This window comes from Halosimplex pelagicum, assembly GCF_013415905.1.
Taxonomy (GTDB): Archaea; Halobacteriota; Halobacteria; order Halobacteriales; family Haloarculaceae; genus Halosimplex; species Halosimplex pelagicum.
On sequence record NZ_CP058909.1, the window covers coordinates 5,083,992 to 5,100,774 of the forward strand.

Sequence of the window (16,783 nt, forward strand, 5' to 3'; positions counted from 1 at the left end):
GACCGCCGTGTGTGTCCCGAGTAGCGGGTGAAGCCGGGGCGTTCGCTTACAGCTGCTCGACGGTGTTGGTGAGGACGCCGATGTCCTCGATCTCGATGCTGATCACGTCGTCTTCCTCGAGGGACACGTCGTCCGGGACCATGATCGAGGTACCGGTCAGCAGGACGCTCGCCTCGGGGACCTCGTTGTAGCGGGTGTAGTAGTCGACCAGTTCCTCGCAGGTCCGGACGAGCTCGGCGGTCGAGGTCCCCTCCTCGAAGACCGTCTCGCCGTCGCGCTCGATCGACATGTGCATCTCCAGGTCGAGCGGGTCCCCGACCGTGTCACCGGTGGCGATACAGGGGCCGATAGCGCAGTTCTTCGCGTAGATCTTGCTCTGGGGCAGGTACAGCAGGTTCTCGCGCTCGATCGAGCGGCTACACATGTCGTTGCCGACGGTGAACCCGACGATCTCCTCGTCGTAGAGGACGATCGTCATCTCCGGCTCGGGGGCGTCCCAGTCGGAGTCGCCGCGGATCCCGACGCGGTCGTTCGGGCCGACGGTCCGACTCGGCGTCGCCTTGAAGTACACTTCCGGACGGTCGCCCTCGTAGGCCTCCAGGTAGGACTCGGCGAGCCCGCCCTCCTCCTGGCGGGCCTCCTGACTGATGGAGTAGGTGACACCGGCCGCCCAGACCTCGTCGGGATCGATCGGGCGAACGAGGTCGTCCTCGACCGACGCGAGTTCGATCGTCGGCGCCTCCTCGACCAGTCCGCGCGCCACGTCGTCGACGGTCCTGTCGGTCAGCGACGCGGCCGACGCGAGTTCGAGAAACGATGTCGGCTCGGCCTCCGTCTCCGAGAGATCGTACGCGGCCGACTCGTCCGCTGCGATCAGTGAGATGGATCCGCCCCGGTCGCTGCGATAATAACGCATACTGCTCCATCGTGAGTTCGACAATATAAAGATTGTTATCGAACCGGTTTCACGTCTGACGGATCGTCGCGGGCGAGTCGGCCGACAGCCACCGCGGCCCGGCTGTCGTGCCAACCCGACCCACCGTCCGACGATCTCGGATGGGGATGTGACACCGTGGCACGCGGCGGCCCGGCGAGCCGCTCAGGTGTGCTGGAGGTTGACTTCGATGATGTTCGCGGTGCTGAGCACCTCGGAGGGGATCTCCTCCTCGAAGCGCTGGCCGTTCATCCGGCTTTTCGGCGCGGAGACGCTGACGCCGCCGACGACTCGGTCCTCGGTCGTGATCGGGGCGGCGACGCAGCGGACGCCGTCGACCCGCTCCTCGTCGTCGATCGCGTAGCCGCGCTCGCGGATCTCCGACAGTTCCGCCTCGAGCTCCTCGCGGTCGGTGATCGTCTCGGCGGTCACCGGTTCGAGCCCGTGCTCGTCGACGATAGCGTCCCGCTTGTCCGCGGAGACCTCCGCGAGGATCGCCTTCCCCATCGCCGTCGTGTGCAGGTCGACCTCCATCCCCTCGTAGGTGTCCAGGTACACCGACTGGGAGCCTTTGACCTTGTAGAGGAAGATGCCGCGGCCGTTCTCCTCGACCATCAGGTTCGCGTGCTCGCCGGTGTCGCTGGCCAGCTCCCTGACTTCGGCCTCCGCGACCTGGAACAGTTGTGAACTCGCGCGTGCGCGACCCCCGAGGTTGAGAAAGCGGACGCTCACGCGAAACTCCCGCCCGTCCTTGACGAGATAGCCCGCGTCCGTGAGCGTCTTCAGGTGGTCGTGGACCGTGCTCTGGGGCTTCTCGAACTGCTCGACGACTTCCGACAGCGTCGCACCGCCCATCCCGTGGACCGCCTCGACGATGTCGAGGCTCGTCGCGGTCGATTTGATGGGCGGGTCGCGTTCGGCGTGCATACCCGACCTACGGGGCCGGGCCCTCATTAATCGTCCGGCATCGTCGGACGGCGTCGCGACCGCAGACGTTCGGCCCGGACCGGCATCTTTAAGTAATTTCTCGGGCGCTACTCGACTGAGTATGTCAGACGTAGAAATCACCGACGTGGAGACGCACCTGGTAGCCAATCCGTGGAAGCCCTGGGTCTTCGTCCGCCTGCACACCGACGCGGGCGTGACGGGGCTGGCCGAGGCCACGACACACGACAAGCCGCGCACCGTCGCGGCGGCCATCGAGGAGATGTCGGACTTCTTCATCGGTCGGGACCCCTTCGACACGGAGTCGCTCTGGCTGGAGATGTACCGCGACGAGTGGTTCTCGAAGAACGTCATCAACACGACGGTCGTCTCGGCGATCGACATGGCCTGCTGGGACATCAAGGGCAAAGTGCTCGACCAGCCGGTCTACGACCTGCTGGGCGGCCCGGTCCACGGCACTGAGCTGCGAGCGTACGCCAACGGCTGGTACACCGACGCCGACGGCGAGCCGGAGGGCTTCGCCCGCGCCGCCGAACGCGTCGTCGACGACGGCTACGACGCGATGAAGTTCGACCCGTTCGGGACCGCCTGGCAGTCGATGACCACCGAGGAGAAGAACCACGCCGTCGACATCGTCGGCGCCGTCCGCGAGGCCGTCGGGCCGGACGTCGAGCTCCTGATCGAGTGTCACGGCCGCTTCTCGGCCGCCCAGGCAGTCGACATCGCGAAGAAGCTCGACCAGTTCGACCCGGCCTGGTACGAGGAGCCGTGCCCGCCGGACTCGATCAACAGCCTCGCCGAGGTCGCCCGGAAGTCGCCCATCCCGGTCGTCACCGGCGAGCGCCACATGACCAAGTACGACTTCTACGAGCTGGTCACCCGCACCGACATCGACGTGTTCCAGCCCGACCTGATGAACACGGGCGGGATCACCGAGGGCAAGAAGATCGCGGGCCTCGCGGAGGCCGACCACGTCGACATCGCGCCGCACAACCCGCAGGGGCCGGTCGCCGGCGCCATCTACTCTCACTTCTGCACCTCGATCCCGAACTTCCGCATCCAGGAGATGTTCCAGACCTACGACGAGCCGTGGGTCGACGAGCTCCTGGAGGACCCGCTCGTCGTCGACGACGGCTACGTGCAGGTCCCCGAGGGCGCCGGGTTCGGCATCGAACTCGACATGGACGTCGTCGAGGAACACGAGTACACCGAGGACGCCGTCCACACCATCGACCTCTGGGAGGACGACTGGGAGAAGCGCGCCGACGAACTGCGGTAACTCGCGGCACGCGCTCCCGAACCCGGATACATCGTCGGAGCGGCCCCGTATCGTAAAAAAGCGAAGCGCGCCTTCTTATTCGACGTTCACCGTCTCGCCGGCCTCGGCCGCCTCGTGGATCGCGGCGATCGCCTTCATGTCCGCGAGCCCGTGCTCGCCGTCGGCGTAGAGGGGTTCGCCCGCGAGCACCCGCTGGGCGAAGTACTCGAACTCCTCGGCCATCTGGTCGACGCCCTCGGTGTCGAACGCGACGGTGTCGCCGTCGCGTTCGACCGTCAGCTGGGTCTCCATGTGGAAGGCCGGTTCGAGGACGACGCGGCCCTCGGTGCCGACGACCTCCAGGCGCGTGTGGTCGGCGCCGCGCTGGGACGAGGAACAGGCGGCGTGCGTGCCGTCGTCGAAGACGACCGAGAACGTCGCCACCTGGTCGGGTACCTCGTCGAACGCCTCGTGGGTCGAGTCCATCGTCGACTGGACGCGGACGGGGTCGGCGTCGAGGAGGAATCGGGCGGTGTTGAGCGGGTAGATCCCCAGGTCCATCACGGACGTGCCGTACCCCGTCAGGTCGGGGTTCAGCCGCCACTGGTCGGGGTCGTCGATCATCTCCAGGAGCGGCTGGGAGTTCTCGCCGTTGACGAGGACGGGCTCGCCGATCGCGCCGTCCCGGATCAGCGTGCGCGCCCGGCGGACCGCCGGCTCCGTGTGCATCCGGTAGGCGACCATCAGCGGCACGTCGGCCTCGTCGCAGGCCGCGACGAGACGCTCGGCGCGCTCGACGGTCGCCTCCATGGGTTTCTCGCAGAGGACGGCCTTCCCGTGCTCGGCGGCCGCCTCGACGTGTTCGAGGTGGGTCGCGTTGGGCGTGCAGACGTAGACGGCGTCGTAGGCGTCGGCCGCCTCGCCGTCGGCGAACTCGTCGTAGGTGAGCCCGCGCTCGACGGACTCGTACTCGCCGCGCACCCGATCGGTCTTCTCGGTCGAACTGCTGACGACGGTCGTCGCCACGCAGTGCTCGGTCGTCTCGATGGCGGGCAGGACGAACTCCGTCGTCCACCACCCGACGCCGACGAGCGCGAATCGGAGGCGCCCGTCGGTGTTCGTTCGCCAGTCTCTCGGCTCGTAGTCGAACAGCGAACTCGACATGACGTGCGAGCATCGCCCGCGATCCGACATAACTGTGTCCCTCCCCGCTCGTCCGCCGCTCCCGTACGATCGTCCGGTAATATCGGAGCAGCCGGTGCTACCCCGTGACGGCCAAGTAGAAATTACACAAATAGAACTGTAATTACGGCACCGAATTCGAGCGATACGGTCGATCGGGGCGTCACTGTCCCGTTCTCGACGCTAGCTCCGCTGGCACCCTTCGACCGGCGTGGCCCGATCCCGACCGAGATCGGCACACCTCCGGTGATACAGCGGGGATCGAGGGTCCCTGGAACAGTGGGATATGGCGATTACAGTGCCTATCCAACCATTTCCGACTATATCGGACAATTCACTCCGCCACGAACGGCGGTCGAAACGGCGGCATCTCGCCCGAGTCGTTTCATTTTATGGGACACACTGCGTCGCGGCTGGGCAGAACACCCGTCCCACACACGCGAAAATTACAAGCATAGTATTGGAATTTTACCTCGTCGACCACGCCAGTGAACGCGCGTTCGGTCCGTTCGGACTGGATCGACGCGATCTCCCCTTCGAGTAATTTCATAGTATGAAACGGACGGCAGTCTTCCCGGCTGGGCGCCCGCCACGTCGGGTCACCCGACGCCGGACGAGTTCGGGTGCAAAAATTTATATACTATCCGTGGAACGGTGGGACGTATGCGGGACAGTACCAATCTACGTGACCAGCTGTCACGTCGTCAGTACGCACAGTTGCTGGCCGGAATGGGCGCAGTGGGTCTGGCCGGGTGTCCGTCGGGGAGCGGCGGAGACTCGACGGACGAACCGGAGGAGACGGACGAACCGGCGGCGACACCGACCGCGACGCCGACCGACGAGGCGGGCGGGTCCGAGACCGACTCGGCCACCGACAGTCCGACGCCGCTGGGCGAGCCCGAGACCGACACGGTTCGGGTGTTCCAGGCCAACTCGCCGGACGTCTTCGACGCGAACGTCTGGGCGCCCCAGGACAACACGACCGGGGTCGCGTTCATGACGGACCTCCAGGCGGTGCGGAACGTCCACACCCGCGAGATGGCCTACAGCGGCGTCGAGTTCGAGACACCGTGGAAGCCCCGAACCGATAGCGTCTCGGTCATGACCTGGTACAGCGGGTACGAGGTCGACGCGCCCTACGACGTCTACGAGACCCACGACGACCGGGCGACGTACTGGAACGGCGACCCGCTCGACGCCGAGGCCCGCGAGACGCACTTCCACGTCGACTACTTCCAGTCTGGCAACAAGTTCACCGAGGACACCGCCTTCACGCAGGAGGCGGCCAGCCAGTGGGAGTACCACTGGTGGAACACCGACGGGAGCGACGGGCTTCCGGACGACGCGCAGGCGGAACACGTTCTGGCGTCGCAGGCGGCGCCCAACGACGGGGACATGCCGATCCACCCGGACTTCACGCAGCCCTATCTCGAACAGTATCAGGACGCCAGCAGCACGGACGAGACCTCGGCCGTCACCGACGACCTGGTGAGCGACCGCATCTCGCTGCAGCGGCTGATGGAGAACGGCTGGGGGAGCGGCCCCTACGAGCTCCGCTCGGAAGACGGCATCGGGTCGGCGGAGCTCACGCTGCGCCTGCGCGACGAGGCCGCCGCCAGCGCGGGCGACACCGAGACCGCACACCCCAACGCCGCCAACACGAACGTCCCGAATCTGGCGATCAAGTGGGGCGACGGCGAACGCCGGCAGACGCTCGCGAGCAACGGCGCGATCGACCTCAACGGCAACATCGTCGCGCCGAACGGCCTCTACTCGCGCGAGACGCTCCCCGACCACATGCAGGAGCTGACCCGCTGGCTGCGCTCGGAGGGCGGCGACAAGTGGCGGCTCAACTGGAACAACCCGCACCTCCAGAACCTCTGGGTGCGCCGCGCGCTGGTCGCAGCCGTCGACTGGAACGCGGTCGGAGCCAACGGCTGGGGCGACGCCCGGTCGGTCCCGATCGAGAACCACACGTACATGCTCGACGCCCAGTCGCAGTCGGTGTTCTCGGGCGACTTCCTCGACAGCCTCCACGCGTGGCCGATGGAGTCCGACACCGAGGCGGCCGCCGAGTACCTCCGACGGGGCGGCTACAGCAAGCAGGGCGGCCAGTGGGTCGACGCCACCGGCAACACCGCGGCGATCGACGTCATCTTCCCCTCGTCGATCGCCGACTACGCCGGCGCCGCCCAGACGATCCGGGCGAACCTCTCGAACTTCGGGTTCGGCGTCAACTTCTCCAGCCAGGGGTGGTCGACCTGGTCGAACAACCTCAGAGCCGACAACGGTCTCAACTACGACAGCTCGATCTTCTGGCACGGCTACGGCGAACCGTTCAACTACTACAACTCCAGCGCCGGCTGGGTCTCCGGTTCCATCGTGATGGGCAAAGAGGGCGCCCCGACCCAGCGGGTCGACCCCGACACGGAGATGGACGCCCAGGGTAAACCCCTGCAGGTCGAGATCCCCTCGGAGGTCGGCTCCATCGAAGCGCCCGACGAGGCGGGGATCGACCCCGACCTCTCGGACGGCGAGGAGATCAACCTCGCCAGCATCGTCCACGAGATCCGCGAGCCCGGCACGTCCGAGGAGCGGGTCCAGGAGCTGTACCGCAAGTGCGCCCGCTACTACAACTACTACCTCCCCCACTTCGTGTTCCACCAGTACAACTGGGGCGCCTGGGGCAACGTCCGGGACTTCGAGTGGCCGGACCCCGGCCACCGCGGGTTCGACTTCGAGCGCGGCTTCGGCATCAGCACCGCGCTGATCCTCGGCGGCCTCGTCGAGGCAAGCTACGACACGGAGTTCCAGCCCCCGGAGTAAGGTCCCAGCTCGCCCGATCGTCACCCGGACCCGCCTGACCGCACTCCGCCACCGCGGAACCGGGTCCCGAACCGCTCCTTGTCATCGCCACCGACCGTCGAGTGTACAGATCGTAATTCTGAACGTTTCGAATATACTCTCGATATATTTCAATAGCGCCGGCGCATAGAGTCGAACCGTGAACGCAACAAAAAGATTGTTAGCGGCACCAATGCGGCCATTCTCTGAGTCCCCAGTCAGAAGAGTACATCCTCGATACGGAGTTGATTTTGCCGCGAAAATCGCTTAAACCACCTCTACGGCCAATTTCTTCGATTCGGCGTCTATTCTCGGTCCGGGAGTATATACAGATGAAGAATATGTGTTCGAAACCGAGAGGAGATCGGTTTTCGGTGTGGATCAGCCGCCGTAGTCGCGACCGGCGGCGGCGGTACCGATGTCGCGCTCCTCGGCGTCGATCCCTAGGTCGTCGAGCGCGGCGCGCATGTGTTTCGAGGCGACGAACTCGGCGCCGTCGTCGACGCGGCGGGCGTGGGCGCGGGCGAGCACCTCGCCGCGGCGGTCGTCGGGGATCGCGAACTTGTCGGCGACGAGTTCGACGGTGAGGCCGTTGTTGTCCTCGGTGTACAGCGCGTGGAAGGCGCCGCGGTCGTACTCGTCGGCGGGGTAGCCCGCCTCGCGGAGCCCCTCGCGTATCTCGCCGACGCGGCGGTGGTCGATCCGGTAGGCGACGTGGTGTACGTCGCCGCGGTCGGGTTCGGGGTCGTCGGTGGACTCGCGCTCGTCGGAGACGAAAGCGGTGAGCAGGCGGCCGTCGCCGGTGTCGAAGTAGAGGTGGGTCAGTTCGCTCCGGTCGAGGTTGGGCTGGCGGAGCACGAGCGGCATGCCGAGGATATCGCGGTAGAACTCGACGGTGTCTTCGACGCTCGTCCCCTCGATCGTGATGTGGTCGGTGCCCTCGACGCCGACGACGCTGTCCGGGCTGTCGGCGTCCACGGGCGGGTCTGACAGGTCTGACACGATGGCCGACACTACGGGAGCGAGCCAATATACCTTGCGAACGCGGGCGTCGGCGACCCGCGGCCCGGTGGACTTATCCCCCGATCGGCCGAATTCGCGGGCATGACCCCCGATGGCGGCGGCTCCGAGCGTCGATTCGCCTTCGACTACGACCCCGGCGAACTTCGGTGCCGTCGCGGAGCGGCCGCGGATCTCGGCGAGTTGCTCGCCACCCGCGACTGCGACGACGCGCTCGTGGTCACCGGCTCGAACGTCGGCGCCAATCGGGACGTGATGGGCCCCGTCGAGGCCGGACTGGGCGACCGCCTCGCCGGCGTCTTCGACGAGACGACCCCCGAGAAGTACCTGCAGACCGGGCTCGACGCGGCCGAGCGCGTCCGCGAGGGGGGGATCGACGCCCTCGTCGCGGTCGGGAGCGGCAGCAGCCTCGACGTGGCGAAGGTCGCCAGCGCCCTGTCGAGTCACGACGACCTCCGGGCGGCCGCCGAGCGGTCGGTCGAATCGGGCGAGGTCGCGGTCGCCGAGGACCGCGACCCGACCCCGATCGTGGCCGTCCCGACGACGCTGGCGGGCGCGGATCTGTCGGTCATCGCAGGCGTAAGCCTCTCGCTCGACCCCGAGGGCGTCCCCGACGACGAGATCCCCAACGGGTCGGTCGGCGACCGCCGGCTGATGCCGACGGCGCTGGTCTACGACCTCGCGCTGTTCGAGACGACGCCGAAGGGCGTGCTCTGTGCCTCGGCGATGAACGGCTTCGACAAGGCCGTCGAGTGTCTCTACTCGCCCCATCGCACGCCCGTCACCGACGGGACCGCGATGCGCGCGCTCTCGCTCGTGGAGTCCGGGTTCGAGACGCTGCCCGACGACGACATGGACGAGGGCGAACTCTACGACGCGGTCGCGGGCGTCGTCCTCGCGCAGTACGGCATCTCGACGCCCGACGCCTACCGCGCGTCGGTCGTCCACGCCTTCGGACACGGCTTCTCCCACGACTACGACGCCCACCAGGGCACCGTCCACGGCATCCTCGCGCCGCACGTCCTCCGGTACGTCTTCGACGAGGTCGACGGCCGCCGCGAGTTGCTCGCCGAGGCCTTCGGCGTCGCCGACGAGAGCGCGAGCGACGAGGAACTCGCCGAGAGCGTGATCCGGGCCGTCACCGGCGTCAGCGACGACCTGGGACTCCCCGACCGGCTGCGCGAACTCGACGGCCTCTCCCGGGAGGACTTCCCCGCCATCGCCGCCGAGATCCGCGACGACGGCCTGATGGACGCCGCGCCCGAGGGGCTGGACCCCACGACCGACGACATCGAGGCCGTCCTCGACGCAGCCTGGTGATCAGGAACGACGGCGCGCGCTGGAGCGCGCTCTCGTGCGCGCGACGAAACACCGCGCGAGGGATGAGGGAGTGAGTGCAACGAACGAGCGAATCGGCTGGGGAGGTTCGTGGCTGTCCGCGGTTGCTGTGCGGGGCGGTTGCTGTTGCGGTGCCGTGCGGTCGCGGTGCCGTGCGGTCGCGGTGCCGTCCTGGCGGACTGAAAGGGCGAAGCGCGCTCGCGCTTGTTCAGTCGCCTGAGCGGGCACTATCCGCGCGGGCGGTGCGGAGAGCGCGGATATGTCGCTCAGCGACCGCGAGCGGGTCGAAGGCTTTCAGCGCTCACCGTCGAGTGCGGTCGCTTCTCCAGCTAGCGAGCGTGTCGAGGGCTTTCATCGCTTGCTGTCTCCGTCGAGTGCGGTCACAGTCACTGTTAGAGAGCGAACCGACGGATTTCACGCGACTCCAACTACTCGACGAAGGGGCCGCGCTGGACGATGGGGTCGCCGTGAGGTGCTCCAGCGATGGCCGCCAGCCGAACGCCGTCGTCGCTCTCGACGGTGACGCGCGTCCCTTCGTCGATCCCCTCCAGCGCCGCGAACTCCTCGACACCGAAGGCCTCCCCTTCCACCGTCCCCGAGCCCTCGATTCCGTACAGGAAGCCCGACCACCCCGCGGGCGGGTCCCAGGTCCACGACCCCTCGACGGTCACGTCGAGGTAGGTCACCTCTGTTTCCAGCTCGATGGGCGAGCCCTCGCCGACCACGGTCGTCACCGTCGCGTTGCCGGCGTCTTCGGTCGGCAGGTCGTCTGCGCCGACGTTTTCGAAACCGGGATCGGCGTCCTTGCGGTCGCGGGGGAGGTTCACCCACAGCTGGAGCCCGTTACAGGCCGCGCCGTCGGCCGGGAGTTCGGAGTGCTCGATGCCGCTCCCGGTCGTGATCCGCATCGCGTCGCCGGGATAGGCGGTGTGGGATTCGCCAAGCGAGTCCTCGTGGACCATCCCGCCCTCCACCATGTACGAGACGATCTCGAACCCGCGATGCGGGTGGGTGTCGAAGCCCTGGTCCGCGGCGATGAAGAACCGCTCGAAGACGACGAACGGGTCCAGGTGGTCCCGCACCGGCGTCGGCATCACCCGATTCCCGCGCATCCCGCCCTGATGCGTGATGTCCGTCGCGGCCTGTACCTCGACGCCGTCGTCCGTCTCGTTCGTGTTCATTTACCGCTTGGTAAAGTCCGAGCGAACTAATAGTCGGCGGTCGGGGACGATCCGCTCCAAACGTGTCGGAAATCAAATCTCACAGCGATATAGTAGAAATACTGTCACAGGATCGCCGCCCACAATCAGTGTCAGGGGCCCGGACAGGGCCTCTCCGCGAGGGCGACAGTTTGGGACAGTCAGATCCCGAGCACGGAGAGGACGGTGTCGCCGAGGAGGTACAGGACGCCGAAGAGAAAAAACGCGACGATCGCCAGGATAACGACCGTCTGGAGGGTCGAAGCCGCGCCGCTCGTCGTGCTCTCCGCCTCCCGAGCGACCTCGGTTTCGTCGTCGATGTACCCCATCGACTTGAGAGTCGAAACTTCGGCGGTTTCGTCCCCTTCCTCCATCCTGGCCTCGATATTCCCGTTATCGACAGGGTTGACCGTCCCGTCTCCGTCCATACTCGTTCACATCTCCCGACACGTATAAGCTTTCCCAGGGATCCGCCGACCACCGCTCCACCGGTCGCGATCCGTGTCACCGGATGGGTGATGGATCTGGAGTCTACCATATTCCTTTATATCACAGTATTATGGTATTTATACGAATGAGGCGCGAACTTCCGGGAGTGGCGCACTTAACTCGGGGGCGTCCGGTCAGGGAACATGAACGCCGACGGGAGTTCGCTGCCGCGGTGGCGCGGGTTCAACCTGCAGGCGAAGTTCGTGGCCGACGACGAGGAGCGCTTCCGCGAGGAAGACTTCGAGTGGATGGCCGAGTGGGGCTTCGACTTCGCCCGACTGCCGATGGACTACCGCTGCTGGACGGGCGAGGACTGGCTCGACTTCGACGAGGACGCACTCGCAGAGATCGACGAGGCCGTCGAGTACGGCCGCAAACACGGCGTCCACGTCAACCTCAACTTCCACCGCGGGCCCGGATTCACGGTCGCCGACCCGCCCGAGGAGACAGATCTCTGGACCGACGAGGAGACCCAGTCGGTGTTCGCCGAGCACTGGCGCCGGTTCGCCGAGCGCTACGAGGGAATCCCGAGCGACGAGGTAAGCTTCGACCTGATCAACGAGCCCGCCGAGACGGGCCACGGCGCCTACGCCGACGTGGTCCGCGACACCGTCGAAGCCATCCACGAGGTCGACCCCGAACGGCTCGTGGTCGCCGACGGGATGCGCTACGGCCGGGAGCCCGTCTTCGAACTCGCCGACACCGAGTGCGCGCAGTCGACCCGCGGGTACGACCCGTTCCCGCTAACCCACCACGAGGCCGAGTGGACCGACGTGGATCTGGACGAACCGCCGGCCTGGCCCTACGTCGACGACGCGGGGAAGGTCCACGACCGGGAGTGGTTGCGTGCCACGCGGATCGCTCAGTGGGAGCGCCTCGAATCGCTGGGCGTCGGCGTCCACGTCGGCGAGTGGGGCGTCTACAATCACACGCCCCACGACGTGGCCCTGGCGTGGATGGACGACGTTCTCTCGCTGTGGGCGGAAGCCGGCTGGGGCTGGGCGCTGTGGAACTTCCGCGGCCCCTTCGGCGTCCTCGACAGCGAGCGGACCGACGTCGACTACGAGGACTGGCACGGCCACGACCTCGACCGGGAGATGCTGGAACTGCTCCGAGAGTACTGACAGACCGAGCGGAGCGGCCGCTGGACGGTGTGTGGTGGAAAAAATCGAAGCGAAATCGGAGACTACCGCTCGTTACCGGTCGGCGGCGGCCGCGGCGGTTCCGGAGTCGCTCGAATCGCCGTCGGAGCCGCTGGCCGACCCGCCGGCGGAGCCGCTCCCGGAACTCCCGTCGGAGTCGTTATCGGAGCCCTCGCCGTCGTTGCCGACGACGCCGCCCTCGTCGGACTCGCCGGACCCGTCGGTCGCGTTCGTCGACTCGACGACCTCGACGGGCACGGTGATCGGGTCGGGGACGGTGTAGGGGGTACCGTCCTGGCCGACCACCCAGTCGACGCGGAACGCGACGGTGTTGTTGCCGGTCGCGACGGTCTCCTCGCCGAAGCGCTCGGTGCCGACCGTGAGGTGGCCGACTTCGACCGACCCGTTCCCGGTTCTCGCGTCGAAGGCGGTCGCTTCGGTGGTCGCCTCGCCGCCGCCGATGCCGGCGCCCATGGAGATCCGCGAGGCGTTGACCCGCAGGTTCAGACGCGGGCGAACGGCGGGCTCGCCCGTGCGGTTGGCCGACAGCGAGAGCGCGGTGATGCCGTCGTCGACACCGGTGAGCGTGACGTTCGCCGCGGCCGTCCCGTCGACCGGGACCGTCAGCGAACTCCGGTTGAGCGAGAGACCGATCTCGCGGCCGGCGTCCTGCGCGACGACGACGCGGGCGGAGGTGACGGCGCCGGCGTCGCGGGTGTCGGCGCCCGCGACGGTGACCTCGTAGAGGCCCGCGTCGAGCGCCGCCGCGGAGACGTTCAGCCGGAGGTCGTCGACGGTGCCGACCTCGATGCGGGCGACCTGGCGGCCGTCGACCGTCTCGACGCCGTCGAACCCGTCGACGGTCCCGAAGGCGTTCCGGAGCTCGTCGGCCGAGACGGACTCGCCGTCGCTGTCGGTCACCGAGGCGTGGAGGACGTAGTTCGAGCGCTCGGAGTACAGCGACATGGAGACGCCGTCCTCGCCGGCGGTCGCGTCGACGAACGTCCGGTTGGTGTCGAGGTGGAAGAAGTCCTGACTCCGCAGGTCGAACGCGGCGGCCTCGCGGTCACCGGTGTCGACGACCTCGCCGTCGTCGAGGACGACCGGCTCGCCGTCGGCGTTCCGGAGGACGTACTCCCCGGCGGGGAGCGTCGCCGATTCGAGGACGGTCTCGCCGTCGTCGAAGGCGAGCCGGCGGACGACGTGGGGTTCGAACTCGTCGTGTTCGCCGGGGAGACGGACGAGTTCGTGCGTGTCGCCGACGGCGCTCGCGTCGCCGAACCGGAGGTTCTGCCCGCGGTAGACCGTCTCGTTGGAGGTCGGTCCCCCGTCGGCCTCGAAGGCGTACTCGCCGTCGTCGCGGCGGGGCACGTCGACGGACGCCGTGTTGACCGTGTAGTTGCCGGCGAGGGCGCCGCCGATACCGGCCAGCGTGACCGTGTCGGCGCCGAGGTGGGTCGCGGTCATCGACCCGGTGAACTCGGCGGACTCGACGAACCGCTGGGCGCCGTCGGCGTCGACGCCGCGGAGGCGGATCGTCGTCGCGCCGTCGAGCGAGTACTGACCCCGTTCGAGCAGGAGGACGCCGCCGTCGCGGGCGGCGACCCGCTGGACGCTCGCGCGTCCGTCGACGCCGTAGACGCGGCTCCAGCGGGTGACCCCCTCGTCGTCGAGGCGGCTGACCCAGGCGTTCGTGCTGTAGGACCCGCCGAAGGTGCTCTGGGTGCCGGCCAGTAGGACGCCGCCGTCGTCGGTCGTGACCGCGCCGACGACCTGCTGGTCGACGCTCCCACGGACGGTCCGGTTGAGTTCGACCGCGCCCGAGGCGCTGGTCTTCAGCACCCAGGGGTTCGAGTGGCCGGTCGTCCCGGCGACGAGGAACCCGTCGTCGGTCGTCCGGAGCGTCGTCGGGCTGGCGCGGACGTCGTAGGTCTCCGTCCAGATGGCGTCACCGCCGGTCAGCTCGGCCAGGCGGACGCCGTCGCCGCCCGGCAGGGCGTGGGTGACCGCGACGCCCTGGTCGGTCGCGCGCAGCGTCTCGCCCGCCGCCCCGGCCGACGAGTAGCCGCTCGCGTTGATCTCGTGTCGCCAGGTCAGGTCGCCGTCGGCGGTGAGGTGGACGACCTCGACGGTCGTCTCCGGCGGGTACGACTCGACCTGCGACGGTCGCGTGGAGACGAGCGCGTACACGTCGCCGCTGTCGTCGACTTCGATCTCGGCGATCTGGGTCGTCGCGTTCTCGGTCGAGAACGTCCGCTGCCAGACGGTGCGGTCGCCCTCGACGCGTACGATCGAGCCGTTCACCGTCTCCGGGGTGGCGCGAACGCTGTAGTTCTCGGGCAGCGCCACGCCGCCCGCGACGGTCGCGTCGTCGGTCTTCTCGATCGCCGTCGGGACGATGTCTCCGTACGGACTGTTCGACTGGGCGTCGGCCGCGAGCGCGTCCGAGCCGGCGGACGCGTCCGCCGCTGCCGACGAGGCGGAGGGCCCTGCGGCGAGCGCACCGGCCGGTACCACGGCGACGAGGGTACCGACGACGACCAGTGCGGCCAGCCAGCAGGCTGTCGCTGTCTGTTCGCGAGGCATGTGCGCGGACCGACTCACCCACGTACCGAGTAGGTACCGCTTGCTCAAAGAGGGCCTTTAGTCACGGGTTCGCACGCCCGCGCGGTCGTGGCCAGTGGGGGCGACCGAGCCCGCTCGCCCGGCCGAGGCGCCGCCGAGCGGTCCGCCGGCGCCCCTCGCGCCCGACGTTTTTATCGGTCGGGGACGTAGGTAGGTGCGTGCCAGTGGGATTCGAGCCGTCCGAGATACCGTGTTACGAGGACGCGGCCGAGCGCGACGCCGCCTACGAGCGCGCCGAGCGCGAGGGGACCCCCTTCTTCGCCGTCGAGCGCTACGACGAGGGGTACGCCGTGACCTACGACCTGCTGCCCGCGGGGTGGGAGCTCTCCAGGCCCGCGCGGAAGGAACTCGACGAACGGCTCACGCGCGAACTGGAGGACCTCGTCGGCGACGAGTCGGTCCCGACGGGTGAGGTGAGCAAGAGCGTCGGCGACTCGCTGGGGAACGTCTCGCTGTTCGAGCGCGAGCGGACGGCCCGACGGGTCGCCGCCGTCGCCGCGCGGATCGCCCTCGACGAGAGCAACTGGGTCGAGGCCTCGCCGCCCGAGGACGCGACCGGCGCCGAGTTCCGGCGGAACTGAGCGGGCCGCGACGCGAACCGTGACGGCCGCCGTGGCGGACGTTACTCCGCCTCGCCGAGCGCGTCCTCGGCCCACGCCGCGGGGACGACGAGCAACTGGTCGTCGGCCGCCAGCTCGTCGCTCGTCGCGAAGACGATGTCGTCGCCGCTCTCGACGGCCATCGGACCGCCGGAGGCGTCGTCCCAGTGGTCGGTGACCTCGTCGGGGACGGTCAGCACCCGCTCGTCGTCGACGACCGTGCTGGCGACGTAGTCGACACCGTCGCCGCCCTGGACCGGGTCGAACCGCCCCGAGACGACCACCGTCCCGTCGTCGCGGACGCCCCAGTGGGCCTCCCCGCCGAGCGAGAGGAACTCCCGGTTGAACGCCTCCTGCGGGACCGGGACCTCGCCGGTGTGCTCGTCGAACGCCGCCTCGCCCAGCCGGTCGTAGTCGACCGGCTCGTCGGCCGCTTCCTCGTCGGTTTCTGCCCCGACGGCCGCTTCGTCGTCGGCTTCCGTCGCGTCGGTTTCCGCCGCTGTTTCGGCCGCCTCGGCGTCACCCGCCTCGCCCGCGCCAGCGGTCCCGCCTTCGTCGGGTTCCGCGTCGGTTCCGGCCTCGCTCTCGTCGGTCCCACCGACCGCGTCGTCGATGTCGGGACCGGTGTCGACCACCTCCGAGGCCGCCTCGCCAGCGTGGTCGGTCCCGTTTCCCGACTCGCCCGCGGCGTCGACGTCCGGACCGGTGTCGACTACGTCGGACTGGTCGATGTCGATCGGCTCGCCGCTCGGCCCGCGGTCGGTCCGGCGCTGGACGGCCGCGACCGCCAGCAGCGCGCCGCCGACGACCACCCGGCCGAGTCCGCGGGCGCGTTCGCCGGCGCGCAGCGAGCGGACCCCCCGGAGGACGGCGGCGCCGCCGAGGACGCCCGCGAGCGTCCCCGACTTCGCGGACTCGCGGACGCGCGAGCGGAGCCCGGACGCTCCCCCGTCGGTCCCGTCGGATCCCTCCGACTGCGACGCGTCTTCGTCCCCGACAGTGCCGTGGCTGGTGTCTCCCTGACTCATGTCACACCGTTGGGGCGCCGGACGTAAATTCGCCCGGTCGGGTCCGCCGCTCCGGTCGTCTGGCCGCTCGCGGTCGCGGCCGCCGAACGGGGAGCGCTCCGGGCGGATCGACCGGCAAGGAAGTGGAATACGGTCCATAACAATACGGTGACCGGTCGCGAGTCGGAGTGAAACCGGGGC

Annotated in this window: 13 protein-coding genes; 5 read left to right on the forward strand and 8 right to left on the reverse strand. The window is 68.4% G+C overall.

The window, feature by feature from the left end; genetic code table 11:
• Nucleotides 1-46: 46 nt before the first annotated feature.
• Nucleotides 47-916 carry a fumarylacetoacetate hydrolase family protein gene (locus HZS54_RS25415; protein ID WP_179919857.1) on the reverse strand — a complete coding sequence of 290 codons (870 nt, stop codon included), beginning with the start codon at nucleotides 914-916 and terminating at the stop codon, nucleotides 47-49.
• Between the two features lie 183 nt (nucleotides 917-1,099).
• Nucleotides 1,100-1,861 (reverse strand): IclR family transcriptional regulator, encoded by a 762-nt coding sequence (locus tag HZS54_RS25420; RefSeq protein WP_179919858.1) that lies wholly within the window; start codon nucleotides 1,859-1,861, stop codon nucleotides 1,100-1,102.
• 121 nt (nucleotides 1,862-1,982) lie between these two features.
• Here HZS54_RS25420 and HZS54_RS25425 point away from each other — a divergent pair, with 121 nt between their 5' ends.
• Nucleotides 1,983-3,158 carry a mandelate racemase/muconate lactonizing enzyme family protein gene (locus HZS54_RS25425; RefSeq protein ID WP_179919859.1) on the forward strand — a complete coding sequence of 392 codons (1,176 nt, stop codon included), beginning with the start codon at nucleotides 1,983-1,985 and terminating at the stop codon, nucleotides 3,156-3,158.
• Nucleotides 3,159-3,233: 75 nt separating this feature from the next.
• Here the strand turns inward: HZS54_RS25425 and gfo6 are convergent, their stop codons facing one another.
• On the reverse strand, nucleotides 3,234-4,301 hold the full coding sequence (gfo6, locus tag HZS54_RS25430) for a D-xylose 1-dehydrogenase Gfo6 (protein WP_179919860.1): 1,068 nt from the start codon (nucleotides 4,299-4,301) through the stop codon (nucleotides 3,234-3,236).
• Between the two features lie 681 nt (nucleotides 4,302-4,982).
• Here gfo6 and HZS54_RS25435 point away from each other — a divergent pair.
• Nucleotides 4,983-7,145: a periplasmic substrate-binding domain-containing protein gene (locus HZS54_RS25435; protein WP_246391733.1), complete on the forward strand. Its 2,163-nt coding sequence runs from the start codon at nucleotides 4,983-4,985 to the stop codon at nucleotides 7,143-7,145.
• Nucleotides 7,146-7,544: 399 nt separating this feature from the next.
• Here the strand turns inward: HZS54_RS25435 and HZS54_RS25440 are convergent, their stop codons facing one another.
• Nucleotides 7,545-8,165 (reverse strand): VOC family protein, encoded by a 621-nt coding sequence (locus HZS54_RS25440; protein ID WP_246391734.1) that lies wholly within the window; start codon nucleotides 8,163-8,165, stop codon nucleotides 7,545-7,547.
• A 102-nt stretch (nucleotides 8,166-8,267) separates the two neighbouring features.
• On the opposite strand from HZS54_RS25440, the gene HZS54_RS25445 reads away from it, so the two are divergent.
• Nucleotides 8,268-9,503, forward strand: coding sequence for an iron-containing alcohol dehydrogenase family protein (locus HZS54_RS25445; protein ID WP_179919862.1), 1,236 nt, complete (start codon nucleotides 8,268-8,270; stop codon nucleotides 9,501-9,503).
• Between the two features lie 446 nt (nucleotides 9,504-9,949).
• Here HZS54_RS25445 and HZS54_RS25450 read toward each other — a convergent pair whose 3' ends face one another.
• Complete coding sequence (locus HZS54_RS25450) at nucleotides 9,950-10,702, reverse strand: pirin family protein (protein WP_179919863.1); 753 nt, start codon at nucleotides 10,700-10,702, stop codon at nucleotides 9,950-9,952.
• A gap of 179 nt (nucleotides 10,703-10,881) precedes the next feature.
• Nucleotides 10,882-11,148: a hypothetical protein gene (locus HZS54_RS25455; protein ID WP_179919864.1), complete on the reverse strand. Its 267-nt coding sequence runs from the start codon at nucleotides 11,146-11,148 to the stop codon at nucleotides 10,882-10,884.
• A 204-nt stretch (nucleotides 11,149-11,352) separates the two neighbouring features.
• Between HZS54_RS25455 and HZS54_RS25460 the strand changes: the two genes are divergently transcribed.
• Nucleotides 11,353-12,333, forward strand: a complete 981-nt coding sequence (locus HZS54_RS25460) for a glycoside hydrolase family 5 protein (protein ID WP_179919865.1) — start codon at nucleotides 11,353-11,355, stop codon at nucleotides 12,331-12,333.
• A gap of 72 nt (nucleotides 12,334-12,405) precedes the next feature.
• Here HZS54_RS25460 and HZS54_RS25465 read toward each other — a convergent pair whose 3' ends face one another.
• A complete protein-coding gene (locus HZS54_RS25465) occupies nucleotides 12,406-14,937 on the reverse strand; it encodes a hypothetical protein (RefSeq protein ID WP_179919866.1) in 2,532 nt (843 codons plus the stop codon).
• A gap of 197 nt (nucleotides 14,938-15,134) precedes the next feature.
• Here HZS54_RS25465 and HZS54_RS25470 point away from each other — a divergent pair, with 197 nt between their 5' ends.
• A complete protein-coding gene (locus HZS54_RS25470; protein ID WP_246391735.1) occupies nucleotides 15,135-15,557 on the forward strand; it encodes a hypothetical protein in 423 nt (140 codons plus the stop codon).
• A gap of 41 nt (nucleotides 15,558-15,598) precedes the next feature.
• Here the strand turns inward: HZS54_RS25470 and HZS54_RS25475 are convergent, their stop codons facing one another.
• Nucleotides 15,599-16,603: a hypothetical protein gene (locus HZS54_RS25475; RefSeq protein ID WP_179919867.1), complete on the reverse strand. Its 1,005-nt coding sequence runs from the start codon at nucleotides 16,601-16,603 to the stop codon at nucleotides 15,599-15,601.
• Nucleotides 16,604-16,783 lie beyond the last annotated feature (180 nt).

Bases quoted from the DNA above. Each gene is read 5' to 3' on its own strand.
- HZS54_RS25435 (WP_246391733.1), top strand. From the start codon at position 4,983: ATGCGGGACAGTACCAATCTACGTGACCAGCTGTCACGTCGTCAGTAC.
- HZS54_RS25420 (WP_179919858.1), bottom strand. From the start codon at position 1,861: ATGCACGCCGAACGCGACCCGCCCATCAAATCGACCGCGACGAGCCTC.
- HZS54_RS25460 (WP_179919865.1), top strand. From the start codon at position 11,353: ATGAACGCCGACGGGAGTTCGCTGCCGCGGTGGCGCGGGTTCAACCTG.
- HZS54_RS25415 (WP_179919857.1), bottom strand. From the start codon at position 916: ATGCGTTATTATCGCAGCGACCGGGGCGGATCCATCTCACTGATCGCA.
- HZS54_RS25465 (WP_179919866.1), bottom strand. From the start codon at position 14,937: ATGCCTCGCGAACAGACAGCGACAGCCTGCTGGCTGGCCGCACTGGTC.
- HZS54_RS25455 (WP_179919864.1), bottom strand. From the start codon at position 11,148: ATGGACGGAGACGGGACGGTCAACCCTGTCGATAACGGGAATATCGAG.
- HZS54_RS25475 (WP_179919867.1), bottom strand. From the start codon at position 16,603: ATGAGTCAGGGAGACACCAGCCACGGCACTGTCGGGGACGAAGACGCG.
- HZS54_RS25445 (WP_179919862.1), top strand. From the start codon at position 8,268: ATGACCCCCGATGGCGGCGGCTCCGAGCGTCGATTCGCCTTCGACTAC.
- HZS54_RS25450 (WP_179919863.1), bottom strand. From the start codon at position 10,702: ATGAACACGAACGAGACGGACGACGGCGTCGAGGTACAGGCCGCGACG.
- gfo6 (WP_179919860.1), bottom strand. From the start codon at position 4,301: ATGTCGAGTTCGCTGTTCGACTACGAGCCGAGAGACTGGCGAACGAAC.
- HZS54_RS25425 (WP_179919859.1), top strand. From the start codon at position 1,983: ATGTCAGACGTAGAAATCACCGACGTGGAGACGCACCTGGTAGCCAAT.